At 69.0% G+C, this 15,048-nt stretch carries 15 protein-coding genes and 2 pseudogenes; 8 read left to right on the top strand and 9 right to left on the bottom strand.

All coding sequences use genetic code 11. The features are described from left to right. Nucleotide 1 precedes the first annotated feature (1 nt). The 3 genes from kdpA to kdpC are packed head-to-tail and all read left to right on the top strand — an operon-like array spanning nucleotide 2 to nucleotide 4,420. Nucleotides 2–1,666 carry a potassium-transporting ATPase subunit KdpA gene (gene kdpA, locus ACFU8W_RS34880; RefSeq protein WP_384046012.1) on the top strand — a complete coding sequence of 555 codons (1,665 nt, stop codon included), beginning with the start codon at nucleotides 2–4 and terminating at the stop codon, nucleotides 1,664–1,666. Between the two features lie 53 nt (nucleotides 1,667–1,719). Continuing rightward, a complete protein-coding gene (gene kdpB / locus ACFU8W_RS34885; protein ID WP_384046163.1) occupies nucleotides 1,720–3,771 on the top strand; it encodes a potassium-transporting ATPase subunit KdpB in 2,052 nt (683 codons plus the stop codon). Between the two features lie 13 nt (nucleotides 3,772–3,784). Next, a complete protein-coding gene (gene kdpC, locus ACFU8W_RS34890; protein ID WP_384046015.1) occupies nucleotides 3,785–4,420 on the top strand; it encodes a K(+)-transporting ATPase subunit C in 636 nt (211 codons plus the stop codon). A 54-nt stretch (nucleotides 4,421–4,474) separates the two neighbouring features. Here kdpC and ACFU8W_RS34895 read toward each other — a convergent pair whose 3' ends face one another. Then, nucleotides 4,475–5,812, bottom strand: coding sequence for an MFS transporter (locus ACFU8W_RS34895; protein WP_384046018.1), 1,338 nt, complete (start codon nucleotides 5,810–5,812; stop codon nucleotides 4,475–4,477). Nucleotides 5,813–5,948: 136 nt separating this feature from the next. Between ACFU8W_RS34895 and ACFU8W_RS34900 the strand changes: the two genes are divergently transcribed. Continuing rightward, nucleotides 5,949–6,308 (top strand): metalloregulator ArsR/SmtB family transcription factor, encoded by a 360-nt coding sequence (locus ACFU8W_RS34900; protein WP_345515575.1) that lies wholly within the window; start codon nucleotides 5,949–5,951, stop codon nucleotides 6,306–6,308. A gap of 45 nt (nucleotides 6,309–6,353) precedes the next feature. Here the strand turns inward: ACFU8W_RS34900 and ACFU8W_RS34905 are convergent, their stop codons facing one another. The 5 genes from ACFU8W_RS34905 to ACFU8W_RS34925 form a co-directional block, all read right to left on the bottom strand. Beyond that, nucleotides 6,354–7,067 (bottom strand): DUF1775 domain-containing protein, encoded by a 714-nt coding sequence (locus ACFU8W_RS34905; RefSeq protein WP_384046021.1) that lies wholly within the window; start codon nucleotides 7,065–7,067, stop codon nucleotides 6,354–6,356. 54 nt (nucleotides 7,068–7,121) lie between these two features. Then, nucleotides 7,122–7,712, bottom strand: a complete 591-nt coding sequence (locus ACFU8W_RS34910; protein WP_384046024.1) for a hypothetical protein — start codon at nucleotides 7,710–7,712, stop codon at nucleotides 7,122–7,124. A 364-nt stretch (nucleotides 7,713–8,076) separates the two neighbouring features. Then, nucleotides 8,077–9,141, bottom strand: a complete 1,065-nt coding sequence (locus ACFU8W_RS34915) for a sporulation protein (protein ID WP_384046027.1) — start codon at nucleotides 9,139–9,141, stop codon at nucleotides 8,077–8,079. A gap of 93 nt (nucleotides 9,142–9,234) precedes the next feature. Then, the gene (locus tag ACFU8W_RS34920; RefSeq protein ID WP_384046031.1) at nucleotides 9,235–9,414 is read right to left on the bottom strand and encodes a hypothetical protein; all 180 of its coding nucleotides are present in this window, start codon (nucleotides 9,412–9,414) and stop codon (nucleotides 9,235–9,237) included. Between the two features lie 260 nt (nucleotides 9,415–9,674). Then, nucleotides 9,675–10,343 carry a hypothetical protein gene (locus ACFU8W_RS34925; RefSeq protein WP_384046036.1) on the bottom strand — a complete coding sequence of 223 codons (669 nt, stop codon included), beginning with the start codon at nucleotides 10,341–10,343 and terminating at the stop codon, nucleotides 9,675–9,677. A gap of 107 nt (nucleotides 10,344–10,450) precedes the next feature. Here ACFU8W_RS34925 and ACFU8W_RS34930 point away from each other — a divergent pair, with 107 nt between their 5' ends. The 3 genes from ACFU8W_RS34930 to ACFU8W_RS34940 all read left to right on the top strand — a co-directional run bounded on the left by ACFU8W_RS34930 (nucleotide 10,451) and on the right by ACFU8W_RS34940 (nucleotide 13,099). Further along, nucleotides 10,451–10,846 carry a contact-dependent growth inhibition system immunity protein gene (locus tag ACFU8W_RS34930; protein ID WP_384046039.1) on the top strand — a complete coding sequence of 132 codons (396 nt, stop codon included), beginning with the start codon at nucleotides 10,451–10,453 and terminating at the stop codon, nucleotides 10,844–10,846. Between the two features lie 599 nt (nucleotides 10,847–11,445). Next, a complete protein-coding gene (locus ACFU8W_RS34935) occupies nucleotides 11,446–12,414 on the top strand; it encodes a LuxR C-terminal-related transcriptional regulator (RefSeq protein ID WP_384046042.1) in 969 nt (322 codons plus the stop codon). A 373-nt stretch (nucleotides 12,415–12,787) separates the two neighbouring features. Beyond that, nucleotides 12,788–13,099, top strand: a complete 312-nt coding sequence (locus tag ACFU8W_RS34940; protein WP_384046046.1) for a tetratricopeptide repeat protein — start codon at nucleotides 12,788–12,790, stop codon at nucleotides 13,097–13,099. On the opposite strand, the pseudogene ACFU8W_RS34945 reads toward ACFU8W_RS34940, so the two are convergent. Together ACFU8W_RS34945 and ACFU8W_RS34950 are read right to left on the bottom strand one after the other, a co-directional pair. Then, nucleotides 13,050–13,214, bottom strand: a pseudogene (locus tag ACFU8W_RS34945) (IS6 family transposase); the annotation flags it as partial. The gene ACFU8W_RS34940 and the pseudogene ACFU8W_RS34945 sit on opposite strands and share 50 nt — an antisense overlap. Next, nucleotides 13,211–14,185, bottom strand: a complete 975-nt coding sequence (locus ACFU8W_RS34950) for a zinc-binding alcohol dehydrogenase family protein (protein WP_384046049.1) — start codon at nucleotides 14,183–14,185, stop codon at nucleotides 13,211–13,213. The pseudogene ACFU8W_RS34945 and the gene ACFU8W_RS34950, both read right to left, overlap by 4 nt. A gap of 102 nt (nucleotides 14,186–14,287) precedes the next feature. Here ACFU8W_RS34950 and ACFU8W_RS34955 point away from each other — a divergent pair, with 102 nt between their 5' ends. Beyond that, nucleotides 14,288–14,632: an ArsR/SmtB family transcription factor gene (locus ACFU8W_RS34955; RefSeq protein WP_384046052.1), complete on the top strand. Its 345-nt coding sequence runs from the start codon at nucleotides 14,288–14,290 to the stop codon at nucleotides 14,630–14,632. 116 nt (nucleotides 14,633–14,748) lie between these two features. On the opposite strand, the pseudogene ACFU8W_RS34960 reads toward ACFU8W_RS34955, so the two are convergent. Further along, nucleotides 14,749–15,033: pseudogene (locus ACFU8W_RS34960) on the bottom strand (HNH endonuclease); the annotation flags it as partial. Nucleotides 15,034–15,048: the final 15 nt, after the last annotated feature.

The following is a 15,048-nucleotide window of genomic DNA, read 5'->3' on the forward strand; positions in this document are numbered from 1 at the left end:
GGTGGACCCGGCGCTTGCGGGCAGCCTGCAGGCGCTGTCCTTGGTGGCCGCGCTCGCGCTCTCGCACCGGCCGCTCGGTGACTATGTGGCGCACCTGCTGACCAGCCGCAGGCATCTGCGGACAGAACGCGGCCTCTACCGCTTGATCGGTGTCAACGCGGACTTCGACCAGACCTGGATGGCCTATCTGCGCAGCGTGCTCGCCTTCTCTGCGGTCTCGGTGCTCTTCCTCTACGGCTTCCAGCGTCTGCAGAACCACCTGTGGCTCTCGCTCGGCTTCCCGGCGGTGCCCGCCGCGACCGCCTGGAACACCGCGGTCTCCTTCGTGACCAATACCAACTGGCAGTCGTACTCGGGCGAGTCGAGTATGGGTCATCTGGTGCAGATGGCTGGGCTGACGGTGCAGAACTTCCTCTCGGCCGCTGTGGGTATCGCCGTCGTGGCGGCGCTGATCCGGGGATTCGCCCGCAGCCGCACCGACCGGGTGGGTAACTTCTGGGTGGACGTCACTCGGCTGACGTTGCGCCTGCTGCTCCCGGTCTCAGTCGTCTTCGCCATCGTTTTCGTGGCCTGCGGCATGGTGGAGAACCTGCACCCGGCTGTCCAGGTCACCACGATGAGCGGCGACACCCAGAGCCTTCCCGGCGGTCCGGTGGCCACCCAGGAGGCCATCAAGGAGCTGGGCACCAACGGAGGCGGCTTCTACAACGCCAACTCCGCGCATCCGTTCGAGAACCCCACGCCGCTGACCAACTGGCTGGAGATCTACCTGCTCCTGGTGATCTCCTTTTCGTTGCCGCGCACCTTCGGGACGATGGTCGGCGACCGGCGCCAGGGCCACGCCATCGTCGCCGTGATGGCGCTGCTCTGGATCGCCTCTGCCTGCCTGCTGACCTTCTTCGAATGGCAGCACGAGGGCACGGCGCTCAAGGTGGCGGGCGCGGCGATGGAGGGCAAGGAGGTCCGCTTCGGCATCCCGGCCTCGACGCTGTTCGCCGCCTCCACCACTCTGACCTCGACGGGCGCGGTCAACTCACTCCACGACTCGTACTCTCCGCTCGGCGGAGGCGTGCTGCTGTTCAACATGATGCTCGGTGAGATCGCGCCGGGCGGTACGGGTTCAGGGCTGTACGGCATGCTGATCCTGGCGATCGTGACCGTCTTCGTGGCGGGTCTGATGGTCGGCCGTACGCCCGAGTACCTGGGCAAGAAACTCGGCAGCCGGGAGATCAAGTTCGCTTCCCTCTACATTCTCGCCACCCCGGCGCTCGTGCTGATCGGCACCGGCACGGCGATGACGTTCACGTCGGGGCGGGCCGCCATCCTCAACAGCGGCGCGCACGGCTTCTCCGAGGTGCTGTACGCCTTCACCTCGGCAGCCAACAACAACGGCTCCGCGTTCGCCGGTCTCACCGCCACCAGCACCTGGTGGAACACCGCGCTCGGCCTGGTCATGCTGTTCGGACGGCTGCTGCCGATGGTGTTCGTGCTGGCCCTGGCCGGATCGCTGGCCCAGCAGAGCCCGGTGCCGGTGACCGCCGGCACGCTGCCCACCCACCGGCCTCTGTTCGTGGGGATGCTGACCGGCGTCGTCCTGATCGTCGTCGGGCTCACCTACTTCCCCTCCCTCGCCCTGGGGCCGCTGGCGGAAGGAATCCGCCGGTGACGGCGCCGGCGGGCGCGCCGCCCGCGCACCAGGCGCACCGGGTCTCGGGCGGGATGCTGGATGCGAAACAGCTGGCCCGTTCCCTCCCGGACGCGCTGCGAAAGCTCGACCCCCGGGTGATGGCCCGTCGACCGGTCATGTTCGTGGTGGAGGTCGGTTTCGCGCTGACTACCTACTCGGCGATCCGGCACACCAGCGTCTTCGCCTGGCTGATCACCGTCTGGCTGGGGCTCACGGTGGTCTTCGCCAACCTGGCCGAGGCCGTGGCCGAGGGCCGGGGCAAGGCCCAGGCGGACACGTTGCGCCGCACCCGTACCGAGGCCGTCGCCCGGCGGATCACCTCACCGTGGCGCCCCGGCCTTGTGGTAGTGCCGGAGGAGACGATCCCCGCAGCCGACCTGAGGCCCGGTGATCATGTGATCGTCGAGGCCGGCCAGCTGATTCCGGGCGACGGCGACGTGGTCGAGGGCGCAGCCTCGGTCGACGAGTCCGCGATCACCGGGGAGTCGGCTCCCGTGATCCGCGAGTCCGGTGGCGACCGCAGCGCGGTCACCGGCGGCACCACCGTGCTGTCCGACAGAATCATCGTGAAGATCGTCTCCAAGCCCGGGGAGACCTTCATCGACCGCATGATCGCCCTGGTCGAGGGCGCCGCCCGGCAGAAGACCCCCAATGAGATCGCGCTCGACATCCTGCTGGCGTCGCTGACGCTCGTCTTCCTGCTCGCGGTGGTCACCCTGCAGCCGATGGCCGCCTACGCGGGCGCCGAGCAGACTATCGTCGTCCTGGTCGCCCTGCTGGTGGCGCTGATCCCCACCACCATCGGCGCACTGCTCTCGGCGATCGGCATCGCGGGCATGGACCGGCTGGTGCAGCGCAACGTGCTTGCCATGTCCGGCCGGGCGGTCGAGGCGGCCGGTGACGTCTCCACCCTTCTCCTCGACAAGACCGGCACCATCACCTTCGGCAACCGCCAGGCCGCCGAGTTCACCCCGGTCGGCGGCACAGACGTGCGGCAACTGGCCGACGCGGCGCAGCTCTCCAGCCTCGCCGACGAGACACCGGAGGGCCGGTCCATCGTCGTCCTCGCCAAGGAGAAGTACGGCCTGCGTGCCCGAACCCAGCAGGAGATCGGGCACGCCGAGTGGATCCAGTTCTCCGCCCAAACCCGGATGAGCGGCGCCGACCTGCCCGAGGACGGCAGCATCCGGTGTATCCGCAAGGGCGCGGCCGGTGCGGTGATCCGCTGGGTGCAGGACAACGGGGGTACGCCAGGCACGGAGATCGGCCCGCTCGTCGACGGTATCTCCGCCGCCGGCGGCACGCCGCTCGTGGTCGCAGACCGGCACGGTGACGAGCCCGCTCGTGTCCTGGGCGTCCTCCACCTCAAGGACGTGGTCAAGCACGGCATCCGGGAGCGGTTCGAGGACCTCCGCCGGATGGGTATCCGGACCGTCATGATCACCGGCGACAACCCGCTCACCGCCCGGGCCATCGCCGACGAGGCCGGTGTGGACGACTTCCTCGCCGAGGCCACCCCGGAGGACAAGATGGCGCTGATCCGGCAGGAGCAGGGCGGCGGAAAGCTGGTCGCGATGACCGGTGACGGCACCAACGACGCCCCAGCCCTTGCCCAGGCCGACGTGGGCGTGGCGATGAACACCGGTACCTCGGCCGCCAAGGAGGCCGGCAACATGGTCGACCTCGACTCCAACCCCACCAAGCTGATCGAGATCGTCGAGATCGGCAAACAACTGCTCATCACCCGCGGCGCGCTGACCACCTTCTCGATCGCCAACGACGTTGCGAAGTACTTCGCGATCATCCCCGCGATGTTCGCCGGCGTCTACCCGGGCCTGAATCACCTCAACATCATGGGCCTGCACAGCCCCACCTCGGCGATCACCTCAGCGATCATCTTCAACGCGCTGATCATCGTCGCCCTGATCCCGCTCGCCCTGCGCGGCGTCCGCTACCGGCCCTCCTCGGCCTCGGCACTGCTGCGCCGCAACCTCGGCGTGTACGGGGTGGGCGGGCTGGTCCTGCCCTTCCTGGGGATCAAGCTCATCGACCTCCTGGTTCAGTTCCTTCCCGGGCTGCACTGAAGGGAGAGCTGCCGTGCCGACGTCACTCGTGCCCTGGATCCGGCTGCACCTGACCGCGCTGCGCCTGCTCCTGGTCTTCACCGTGATCTGCGGGCTGGCGTACCCGCTGCTGCTCACCGGAATCGCCCAGAGCGCCTTCCCCCGGCGGGCCAACGGCTCGCAGCTTGAACGGAACGGGCAGGTGGTCGGCTCCGGCCTGCTGGGCCAGAACTACAACCTGCCCAAGAAGAACCCGAACGACCCGAAGGAGCAGCCGCAGCCGGACCCGAAGTGGTTCCAGCCCCGGCCCTCGGCGGCGGGCACCGGTTACGACCCGACCGCCTCGGGCGGGTCCAACCTCGGCCCCAACGACGCAGCCCTGACGAAGACCGTCCAGGACCGCAGGGCGGCCGTGGCTGCCTTCGACGGTGTCGACCCGTCACAGGTCCCGCCGGACGCGCTCACGGCCAGCGGCTCCGGTCTCGACCCGCACATCTCCCCGGCCTACGCCGATGAGCAGGTCAACCGCGTGGCCACAGCGCGTGGCCTGGACCCGACGGCCGTACGCCGACTGGTCGAGCAGCACCTGCAGGGCCGCGATCTCGGCTTCCTCGGCCAGCGCCGGGTGAACGTCGTCACCCTCAACCTCGCCCTCATGCGGCTCGGCTGACCGGTTGTCCCGAAGGGAGGTGTCCGGTGGCGCAGCGGCAGACCGAGCGGCCTCTCAACGGCGGTGCAGCGCGTCGGCCAGACAGTCGTGGCTGTGCCGCCAGCCGTTCGGCCCCCGTACGGCGTCCACGAGGTGCGGGTGGCCATCGCGCAGATCGCGGTGCTCGTGCTCCACGACCAGCCGATTCTTCGTCGGCCACAGACGCACCGCCAGAAGTCCGGCCGTCAGGACGATCGCACCCAGTGCCACCACCGCCGACTGCAGCCCCGCCTCCGCGCCCAGCCACCCGGCCAGCGGGTACGTCAGCAGCCAGCAGCTGTGCGACAGGGAGAACTGGGCGGCGAACGCCGACGTGCGCTCCTCGGGCGGCACGGAGCGGCGGATCAGCCGACCGGTCGGCGTGAGGACCATCGAGCAGGCGGCGCCGAACGCCGCCCAGATGAACAGCAGCGCGGGCCACTGCCAGCCGCCGCTCCCGGCCGCCGTGACGGCGCCGAGCGCGGCGAAGACCAGCGTGAGCAACAAGGCACCGGGCAGCATCACCGCGCGGTCCGAGGCCCGGTCCAGAACGCGGGGCAGGATCAGCGCCACGATCATCGAACCGCCTCCGTACGCGCCCAACGCCAGCGACACATCCGCAGCGCTCCGCCCCAACTGGTCGCGGACGTACACCACGCTGTTGACGGTGACCATCGCGCTCGCCGCCGCCACCGCCGGGTTGAGGGCGAGCAGCGCACGCAGCTGCGGGGTGGCGAAGAACAGACGGGTGCCCGCGGTGGCCTTGGCGTAGACGCTGCCGGCTCGCGGCGTGGTGGTGGCCAGCGGCTTCGGCAATACCGCCGAGACGACGAGCGCGGCCGATGCCAGGAAGCCGGCCGTCGTGCCCAGGAACAGCCAGTTGTACGTGATCACGGAGAGCAGGGCGGCGGCGAGCGCCGGGCTGAACAGGCTCTCCAGGTCGTACGCGAGGCGGGACAGAGACAGGGCCTGGGTGTAGTCGCGCTCCTCGGGCAGTACGTCGGGGATGACCGCCTGGAACGTCGGCGTGAACGCGGCCGATGCCGCCTGGAGCAGGAAGATCAGGACATACACCTGCCAGACCTGGTCCACGAACGGCAGCATCAGCGCAACAGCGGCCCGGGTCAGATCCGCGCCCACCATCAGCGCGCGCCGCGGCAGCCGGTCGGCTACCGCGCCGATGGCCGGAGCGATCGTCACGTACGCCACCATCTTGATCGCCAGCGCTGTGCCGAGCACCGACCCGGCGTCGGCGCCCGCGACGTCGTACGCCAGCAGACCGAGCGCGACCGTGGCCAGGCCAGTGCCGACCAGGGCGATGACCTGGGCAGTGAAGAGGTGGCGGTAGATGCGGTTGCGCAGTACGGACAGCATGCAGGATCCCCTGGACGGGCGGGACGAGCGCGACTTCCCCCACTGTATCGATAGGTGCGCACCTGTGCACATGTTGACTTCACTGTCGGGATACCGGCACCCGCAGCCGCGCGGTGCAGGGCTCTACCCTGTGTGCATGCCTGCTCGCGAGCCACTGCCAACTGCATCCGATGCGCATCTGCGTGCCCCGGACGGTGCCCGCCTCGCGGAAGCCACCGAGGTGTTCGCGCTGCTGTCCGACACAACCCGGCTGCATCTGCTGTGGCTGCTCGCGCAGGGAGAATCCGACGTCGGTTCGTTGGCGGAACAGTGCACCGCGTCCCGGACGGGGGTCAGTCAGCATCTGGCGAAGCTGCGCCTCGCGGGGCTGGTGGAGACGCGCCGCCAGGGGCGGCACGTGTACTACAGCCTCCGCGACGGGCATCTGCGCCGTCTTGTGATGGAGGCCCTCAGCCATGCCGACCATCGGGTGAGCGGCAAGGCTTCCCACGACTGAGGGCGGCGGCCGGCTGAGGGCCCCTACTGGTGACCGCGGATGGTCCTACTGCTGTGAGTCGGCCCTGCGGCGCAGGAGATATGCGACGCCGCCCGCCGCGACGATCACCGCGGCACCGATGCCGATCCATGCACCCGACGACAGCCCGCTCTCTTCTTCCTTCGCCTTCGCCTCGGCAGCGGGAGAGGCCGAGGACGCGGCCCTCTCAGCCGTCGGCGACGGCGAGATCGTCTCGGGCTTACCGGCAGAGGGGCCGGCCGGCTTCGCGCCCGGTGCAGCGGCCTTCAACTTGAGTACGGGCGCCGGGTTCTCGCCGTTCTCGTCCAGCTCGATCCAACGGTCGGTACGTCCGTCGCTGTAGGACTGCAGCGTCTTGAACGCCAGTACCTTCGCGTCCGGCAACTGCTTTACGACGATCGAGTACTCGGCGCTCGTGCCCGGCTTCAGCGCCGCACCTTCGACGGTGTAACCGTCCTCACCGGACGTGAACTTCCAGCCCTTGGGTCCCTCGCCGTAGGCCACGTCGGCGGGTGCGATGCCTTCAGGCAGGACCACGCGGATCCTGTTGATCCCGACTGTGTTGGACTCCGCCTCGGCGTCAAAGCTGATCTCGACGTGCTCGGCGAGGGCCTGAGCCGTCTCGGACTCGACCTCGACATGGGCAAAGGCCGGTCCGGCGGTGAGGAGGACGCTGGCGGCGGTTGCAGCCGTCACCAGAGTCAGGCGACGGGCGGTTCTGGGCTTTCTGGCATGGCACATGGGTGTCTCCAGGCGTGAGGGATCGCGGGACGGCCGATCGCCGCCCCGGCAAGGTCAGATGGCGCCACCGAACCCCGCCTGGGGCGGACCCCTCCGTACCACTGCGTCCGCGAGCATCGCCCCCCTGATACGCGGCCGTTCCAACCATGCGTGGACGAGCGTCACCAGGCCCGAATGCGTGAGTGGCGGACGCCCGACGAGCAGGGTCCCGGCTGTGGCAATGCGGGCACGTACCGCGTCGACCGCGGTCGCAAAGCCGCGTGCGAGTGACCAGCACACGGTATCCGCGCGATGCAGCAGTACCGCTACGAGCACGGCTGCTGCAGCGTGGACGGCAATCATGGTCACAGAACTGTGCAGCCGCTCGTGCCACGCTTCGTGGACGTTCATGACGTGATGGGAATCAGTGGGCATGGCCGTGGCCGTCTGGTGAGGATGGGTAACGGCCAGCCACACGTGCAGGCCCGCTTGAGCGGCACCGCAGGCCCCGACCATCGTGGTCAGTGTTCGTGGCCGCCTCGTACCGACGAGCCCTACACCGAACAGCACCGCGGCCGCCACCAGGCCCGGCAGCCATGGTGCCGGCCCTTCGGCGACCAGATGGTGGGCACTCAGTCCCAGAGCCGTCCCGACGAGCGCGAACACTGCTGCCCGGAGAACGGGCAGTGGAGCGCAGTGCGTCGTCGTACGGAACATGGTCGTGTCCTGCCCATCATCGAGCATCGCCAGACCTGAGCAGGCCGAGATCCGTAAAGAGGCGGCGCGTGTGGAGTTACGTCCGCCCTCGATGGCCGACGACGCCCCCCTTACCAGTGCTTGCTGACCCGGCCCCATGACGGCGGCGGCCCCAACCACGGCCCGGCCGCGCCGCGAGGGTTGCCCCCCGCCCCGCGGCGGCAGCGAATCCACGCCGCTGTACAAGCGGCGGGGTGGCGGCGCACCACCCCGCCACCCTTTCGGCCTGACGGCGCCTTGCCAGAGCCCTGATGAGAGCTACTGGCCGTGCAGGCTACTCGTCGTCGTCCCCGCCCTCGTCCTCGTCTTCACCTTCGAAGAAGTCGCCGATCTCGTCGACGACTTCGGCGGCCACCATGCCGCCGACCACACCCACGGCCAGGCCCGCGGCACCGGCCGCGATGGCGGTGCCCATGCCGGGCCCGGAGCGGTGCCCGTGGTCGTCGTGGCCGTGATGTCCGCCGTGGCCGTGACCCTTGTCGGCGTGCGTGCCGTACCCGCTGTGCCCGTACGGGTCATGCGCCGCGTGCGGGGTGTGCGGGGTGTGGCCGTATGGGTCGTGGCCGCCGTGGTGGCCGAGGAGCTGGTTCATCCAGGTCTCGACCTCGGCGTTCCAGTTGCGGCCGGCGGCCTCGTGGTGGCCGTAGGAGAAGCGGGTCAGCGCGTCGTGGCCGCCGTGGAAGAGGCCGCCGCGCTTGTCCGCCTCGATGACGACCTCCACGCCGGCCGGGGAGGCGAGGAAGGTGACCTCGATCTCGCTGACCTGGTGGGCGTACTGCGCAGGCGGGGTGAGTTCGATCTCCTGGTAGAAGGGCAGCTGCTGGCCGGTGCCGTGGATGTGTCCGTACTCCAGGTCGGCGGACTTGAAGGCGAAGCCGAGTTGGCCGAGGGCCTCCAGGATCGCCTCCTGGGCGGGCAGCGGCCGTACCGCTAGCTGGTCGAGGTCGCCCTTGCCCTTGGCGCCGGCCACCCCCAGCTCGGTCCGCACGCCGAGGATGATGCCGAGCGGCTGCCCGTACAGCTCGGTGATCGGCGTCTCGTACGGCAGCGGGAAGGCGAACGGGACCGACCGCAGCTCGCCCTCGGCCAGGCGGAAGCTGCCGCCCACGGTCGTGCGGTGGAAGACGACCGCGCCCTCGGACTCGCCGTGGTCGTGCTCGGCCTCCACGCGGGCGACCAGTTCCAGGGTGATGTGGTCGATGGTGAAGTCGGCGTTCCCGCCCTGCAGGTTGACCTGACCCGACAGGGTCCCACCAGGGACGGCGGCGACCGGGTCCAGGACCGTGTCCACCTGCGGGCCGCCCACACCGAGCGAACCGAGCAGCTTCTTGAACACCATGACGGCGTTCCCCTTCTCGTGTACGTGATCTTCAAAGAACCGGGCGGGGCAGGCGTCGCCATGGAGCCGGCGCCTGCCCCGCCCGGAGGGGTGTTACTTCGCGGCGTCGAGCGCGACCAGTGCCTGCGTCCAGCGGGCGTACTTCAGATCGGCGAGGTCGGCGACGGTCTTGATCCCGAACGCCTCCTTCAGCAGCTCGCCCTGCCGGTCGGAGACGCCCTTGAGTGCGGAGACCGGGGCTTCCAGCACCTTGTCCAGATCGATCGAAGCCACGACAAGCCCCTCCCAAGAGACAGTTGACCAGCATTCAGGCACGCGGAACCGGCCGGAACCCGCCCCCATGCCCTCTACATCGCTGTAGAAGAATAGGGGCAGGAAAGACTCTGGTGATGCCCTGACGGCACCTTCGGGCGGAAAGTCTGAAAAGCTCTCGCTGTCGGGAGCTCAGGGCGCCCGAAGTGGCATTTTTGCGACCGCTTTACCATTGTGGGGCCGTCTGCCTTCCGGCTGATCCGCCGAACTGGGTGATCGCTCTATCGACCCGACGGTACGACCGGCGTGGGTAGAGCGAGCACCCGGGCGAGGGCGGCAGTCACGGAGACAGCATGGTTGGGCAAATGCCTGCGGGCCCAGTCGGCTGCCAACGCGAGGAAGTCGGCGAGGTCGCGCTCAACCCCGTCCAGCAGGTCGCGAAGCTCCATGGCGGGCAACTCGATCACTTGGCTGTCGCTCTGCTCGACGTCGACGACGAGTCGGACGGTGTCACCGAGCAGTTCGGCAACCGGGTCAGGGTCATGGCCGAAGGAGACAGGTCCGCTGCCATCGACGACGGTGCACCACTCGCGCCAGTCCTCCAGCCCGTTGCAGCAGCCTGGAAGAAATGTGATGCCCGTGGAGCTGTCCGCGACCCGCAGGCCACCGGCCGCGAAGAGGCCGTCAAAGGTCAGCAGCCCGTGCAGGAAGGATCCAAGGGGGTCAGCCGGCCGAGGCGGGCGGTCATCGCCCGCGTTGGGATCGGGATCGATGTCGTTGCACCGAGCGATGCGCATCACCGCTGTTCCGACCTCGGCATAGCTGAGCTCGCCGCTGAGTGCCAGGTACCTGAACGGCTCCCCCTCAGCGACAGGCCAGAGAGCGAAGCTGTCAGGGGCATTTATCTCCAGGACGGGCTGCATCACGATCACCGGCAGAGTGTCCCGCATCGCCTCCCACACCGCCTCCCGATATAGGTCAGCATCCTCGCCTCTGCCCCGAACACCGAGGGAACTGGGCACATTCGGTTGCAGATCTGGCATGGGACGATCCCTCGGTGACTCGACCCCTGAACCGTGACCGCTCCCTTGAGGAGCTGGAGGACGACCGTTGGCCGGCCCCGTCGGGCAACGCGACTCGCCTTGTGGCGACCGCGCACGCGCTTCGGCGTAAGCCGATGGGCGAGCTGACAGTTGAGGACATGAGGCTGCTGATCAGGCAGAACGAGGGCCTGCCCCATCTCCTGCCACTGGCGTTGGAGGTCCTGCGGCTGGATCCGATGGCGGAGGGTGACATGTACGAGGGTGATCTGCTGTCCGCGGTGCTGACCAGGAGTCCGGAGATCTGGAGCAGGTCGCCCGAGCTCGGGCGTGAGCTTCGCCTGATCGTCTCGGACCTGAGCGATCTGACACCGAACCTCAAGCGCGAGGTGGAGCGGTTCCTGGCTCTGTAGCACGCCGGCGGCACCACCCTGCAAGTGCCCAGGTAGGGGCACCGTTTGCTACGGCACTTCACGGACACGCTCCGCGCGCTGCCCCCCGGAACTGTTGCTGGCGCTACAGCATCCGGACCTGCCCCACGCGGGCCTGCACCGCGGGGTCGTTCTGTCCGAGGACCTGAACCATCCCGATGACGGCTGGGCCACCTTCGACATCCGGTACTGGGTGCTGGGAACCACACCGGACACCAGCGACCGCCATTTCGACCTGGTGACGGGAGTGTGGCGCGAATGGGACTGGGCGACGAGGGACGAAGGGCCTGCCCCTACGCACACGAGCTGGGCAGACGCTCCCGACGGCTACACCCTCGTCAACTTCGAGCGGTTGATGCACCGTTCGACGCTGTGTGCTGTTTGTAGGTCTCTCGATCGAAGGCCAGCGGCCTGCCGCGACGCAGCTGTCGGAATCCGGCATAGCAGGAAGGCGACAGATGCCACGTTCCCCGGCGGACAACCGATGTGACGGTCCCTGATCTGGTGGAACGCCGCTGCGTGCAGGGCTCAACCGAATACATGGCTGAATTTGAGTCGTCTATATATGCAATGATTCGAATATGCATCCACTTCGGGTCATAGGTCTCACCGCGACCGCCGAGGACGTCTACCTCGCGCTCGTTCAGCGCGGCCCGGCGCCTCCGGCCGGGCTGACAAGCACCCTGCGCGTGACCCTGGACGCCGTCCGCGCGGCCGCCGACGAACTCACCCGACTGGGCCTATTGGAAGCAGACGGGGAACGGCTCGTCGCCCGCCCCCCGCGCGCAGCGCTCGATGCCCTCGCGGAGATCCGCGCGAAGGAACTCGGCACCCTGCGCGACAGCGCCGACGAACTCGCCCGGTTCTGGCGCGACCACCACGCCGAAAGCCCGGGATACATCGAGATAGTCCGGACGGAGGCGGCCCGTAAAGCGCTCGGCCGGCGCGTGCGGGACGAGGCGATGCACCAGGTCCGCGCTCTCTCGATCGGCCCCACCGGCCGTCTCGCCGCACCCGCGCAGGTGGCGCCCGGCTGTCTGGAGGCACTCGCGCGTGGCGTCGCGTACTCAGTGGTCTACGGCGCCCAGGTGCTGCGCGACCCGCTGGCCCGGGAGGCCATCCAGACCTGCGTCAACCTCGGTGAACGCGCCCGCGTCTTCCCCAACGTCGCGTTGAACCTGGTCATCTGCGACGACCGCTTCGCCGTCGTCACCGCACCCGCGCGCGACCACCAGCGACGCCACCACATCGTCGTACAGCAATCGGCCCTGCTCGACGGACTCGTCGGCGTGTTCGAGTCATACTGGCAGATGGCCGTTCCGCTCCCCACCAGCGACGAGTCCATGGACGACGCCGGCACATCCCCCACCGACGACACCCGGCAGCTTCTCACCTACCTCAGCGGCGGACTCACCGATGAGTCCATCGCTCGCGAACTCGGCGTCAGCGAAAGAACGGTGGGACGCCGCATCGCCCGCCTCCAGGAAGTCCTGGGCGCACAGACCCGCTTCCAACTCGGCGTCCAGGCCAGCCGCCACGGCTGGCTCTGAGCGCCGGAGCCGCACGAATCCCCCGCCTCCCTCCCAACTCACGTTGCCATCAGCGGCATTGACATCGCGGCCGTTCATCCGGGTGCCCCGACCGGATTCCGGAGGCCCGCTCAGCCATCAATATGCACAGTCACGGACATGTCCCCTGGCGCACCACCATGCTTGCCGGGGCCCCGAGTTCACGGATCCGGACCTCCTGGCCGTCCCTGATGCTCGCGAGGATGCGGACCTTGTAGGTGCGCTGCTCTCGGACGACACTGCCCTCCCCCTTGCACGTGGTGCAGGCCCGTGCAGCCTTCTCGTCTGTCCTGGTGACGCAGGCGGAGCAGGCCTTGTGGGCAGTGATCCGCGGGAGGATGATCGTGCTGCCCTGATGGTGAAGGTAATTCCACAGCTGCCGCAAAGCCCCGTCGGCGGCTTCAACGTCTCCGGAGGCGAGCGTTGCAAGGAGTCCGGGAATCTCCTCGCCAACGAACTCCGGTACCTCAACCGGGACGAGGAAGCCGTCGCTCTTCACCGGCAAACCCTGGACGACCGCGTCCGGATGCTCGGCCCCGATCACTCCGATGCCTACGACAGCGGTGGCGCGCAGGTCCAGTCCGGCGAGCGGGTGCCGTGCCCGGCACTGATGGTCACCAGCGGCGCACCGTCTCGTGCGAGACGATCACGCCGCGCTGGAGCATGAACTCCTCGACCTCGCGGAAACGGAGCGGGAAGCGGAAGTACAGCCACACGCAGTGCGCGATGACCTCTACCGGGTAGTGTCTGTCCCGCTCCGGTCGTGGGAGTGCTCGTCTCAGTCGACGTGCAGCAGGAGCTTGCCGGTGGAGGTGCGGCCGCCCATGAGGCGGTGGGCCTCGGCCGCGTCCTGCAGCGCGAATTCCGCGGTGACGGGCAGGGACACAGTCCCCTCGGCGACGGTGCGCAGCGCGCGGCTGGTCAGCTCGCGCAACGCCTCCGGTGCCGTGCCGGCGAGGGCCAAAACGGAGAAACCGCTGACGGACAGGCCGCGGGCAGCAAGGTCGACCTGTCCGGCTTGCCACGGCTCGGCGCCGCTCGCGTTGCCGAAGGAGACGAGGCGCCCGAAGACGGCCAGCGCATCCAGTCCGCGGCGCAGCGTGTCTCCGCCGACCGGGTCGAGAACCACATCGACGCCCCTGCCGCCGGTGGCGCGGCGTACGTCCTGGTCGAAGGTGTCGGCCAGGAACACGTCGTCGTATCCGTGCGCGCGGGCGTACTCGGCCTTGGCCTTGCTGGAGGTCACCCCGTACACGGCGCCGGCGCCCGCCGCGCGGGCCAGTTGCCCGGCCGCCGTACCGATGCCGCCTGCAGCACCCTGCACGAGGATGCTCTCCCCGGCCCGCAGCCGCCCCACCTCGTGCACCAGGGCGTGAGCGGTCGGCAGCACCGTCGGCACGGTCGCCGCGGTACGCAGGTCCACGCCGCCGGGCAGCGCGAACACGGCCGCCGCCTCGGCAACGACCACGTCGGCATATCCGCCGCCCTGCACGAGCCCGGCGACCTCCTGCCCCACCTGCAGCGTGGTCACACCCTCGCCGATGGCCCGGATGCGCCCGGATACCTCCAGGCCAGGGCGGTGGGGCAGCGAGGTGACTCTGTACCCCTCGGCCCGCGCCTTGAGGTCGGCGAAGTTGACGCCCGCCCACGCGACGTCGATGGCCACCTGCCCAGCGCCGGGCTCGGGGGCCTCTGCCTCGACGACTCGCAGCACGTCGGGGCCGCCGTACTCCTGGAACTCGACCGCACGCATACGCAGAACCACCTCTCCGAGAGTGTTCGACGGGAAGCAAACACTCGCACTGTACGATGTTCATCGAACACTCTGCAAAGGGCAACGCCAGGAGGGCGAGCAATGACGGACAGGACCCCGGGCAAGAGCCACCGCCCGGCACCCGTTTTCGCGCACCCCGACGACGTCCCGCTGCTGACCGCGCTGACCGCGCTCGCAGACCCGGTCCGCATCCAGCTGGTCCGTACCCTGGCCGACCATCCCGACTGGTCTCTGAGCTGCAGCAACTTCGACGTGCCCGTCGGCCGGGCGGCCAAGAGCCACCACTTCTCGGTCCTGCGCGCCGCCGGGCTGGTCGAACAGCGCGACGAAGGACCCAAGCGACTCAACCGGCTACGACGGGAAGAGTTCGACGCCCGCTTCCCCGGCCTGCTCGACCTCACACTCCGCGACGACGAAGACTCCTGATAACCGGCAGCATCCCCGTGTACCGGCGCGAGCCCGCCCAGTTAGTGTTCGGCGAGCAGCCGCTCTCGGTAGCAGGAGCTCCGCCTCGATCCGGTCGGTGTCCGGGTGCCGGCCTTGGGAGCGACCTGGTATTTCACCACCGTGTCGGAGCAACCCTTGGCAAGCTTCTCGAGCGCGGCCCGGTCCTTGTCGTCCATGGTGAGCTTCCAGCGGAGGTTCGTCCCGACCCAGTCGGCGCCGTAGGTGCACTGCGCGGAGGCGGCCGGCGGCAACCACTCGGCCGGATCCCGGTCGGCTTTGGACCGGTTCGTCTTCGCAGTGACGGCAACCAAGGAGCGCTCAGCGTCGAGGTCGTTGGCGTATTGCTCGCGACGGTCGGCATCCCACTTCGAGGCACCAGCTGGCAGGAAGCGTCA

Source organism: Streptomyces sp. NPDC057565, assembly GCF_042801455.1.
Classification (GTDB): Bacteria; Actinomycetota; Actinomycetes; order Streptomycetales; family Streptomycetaceae; genus Streptomyces; species Streptomyces yanii.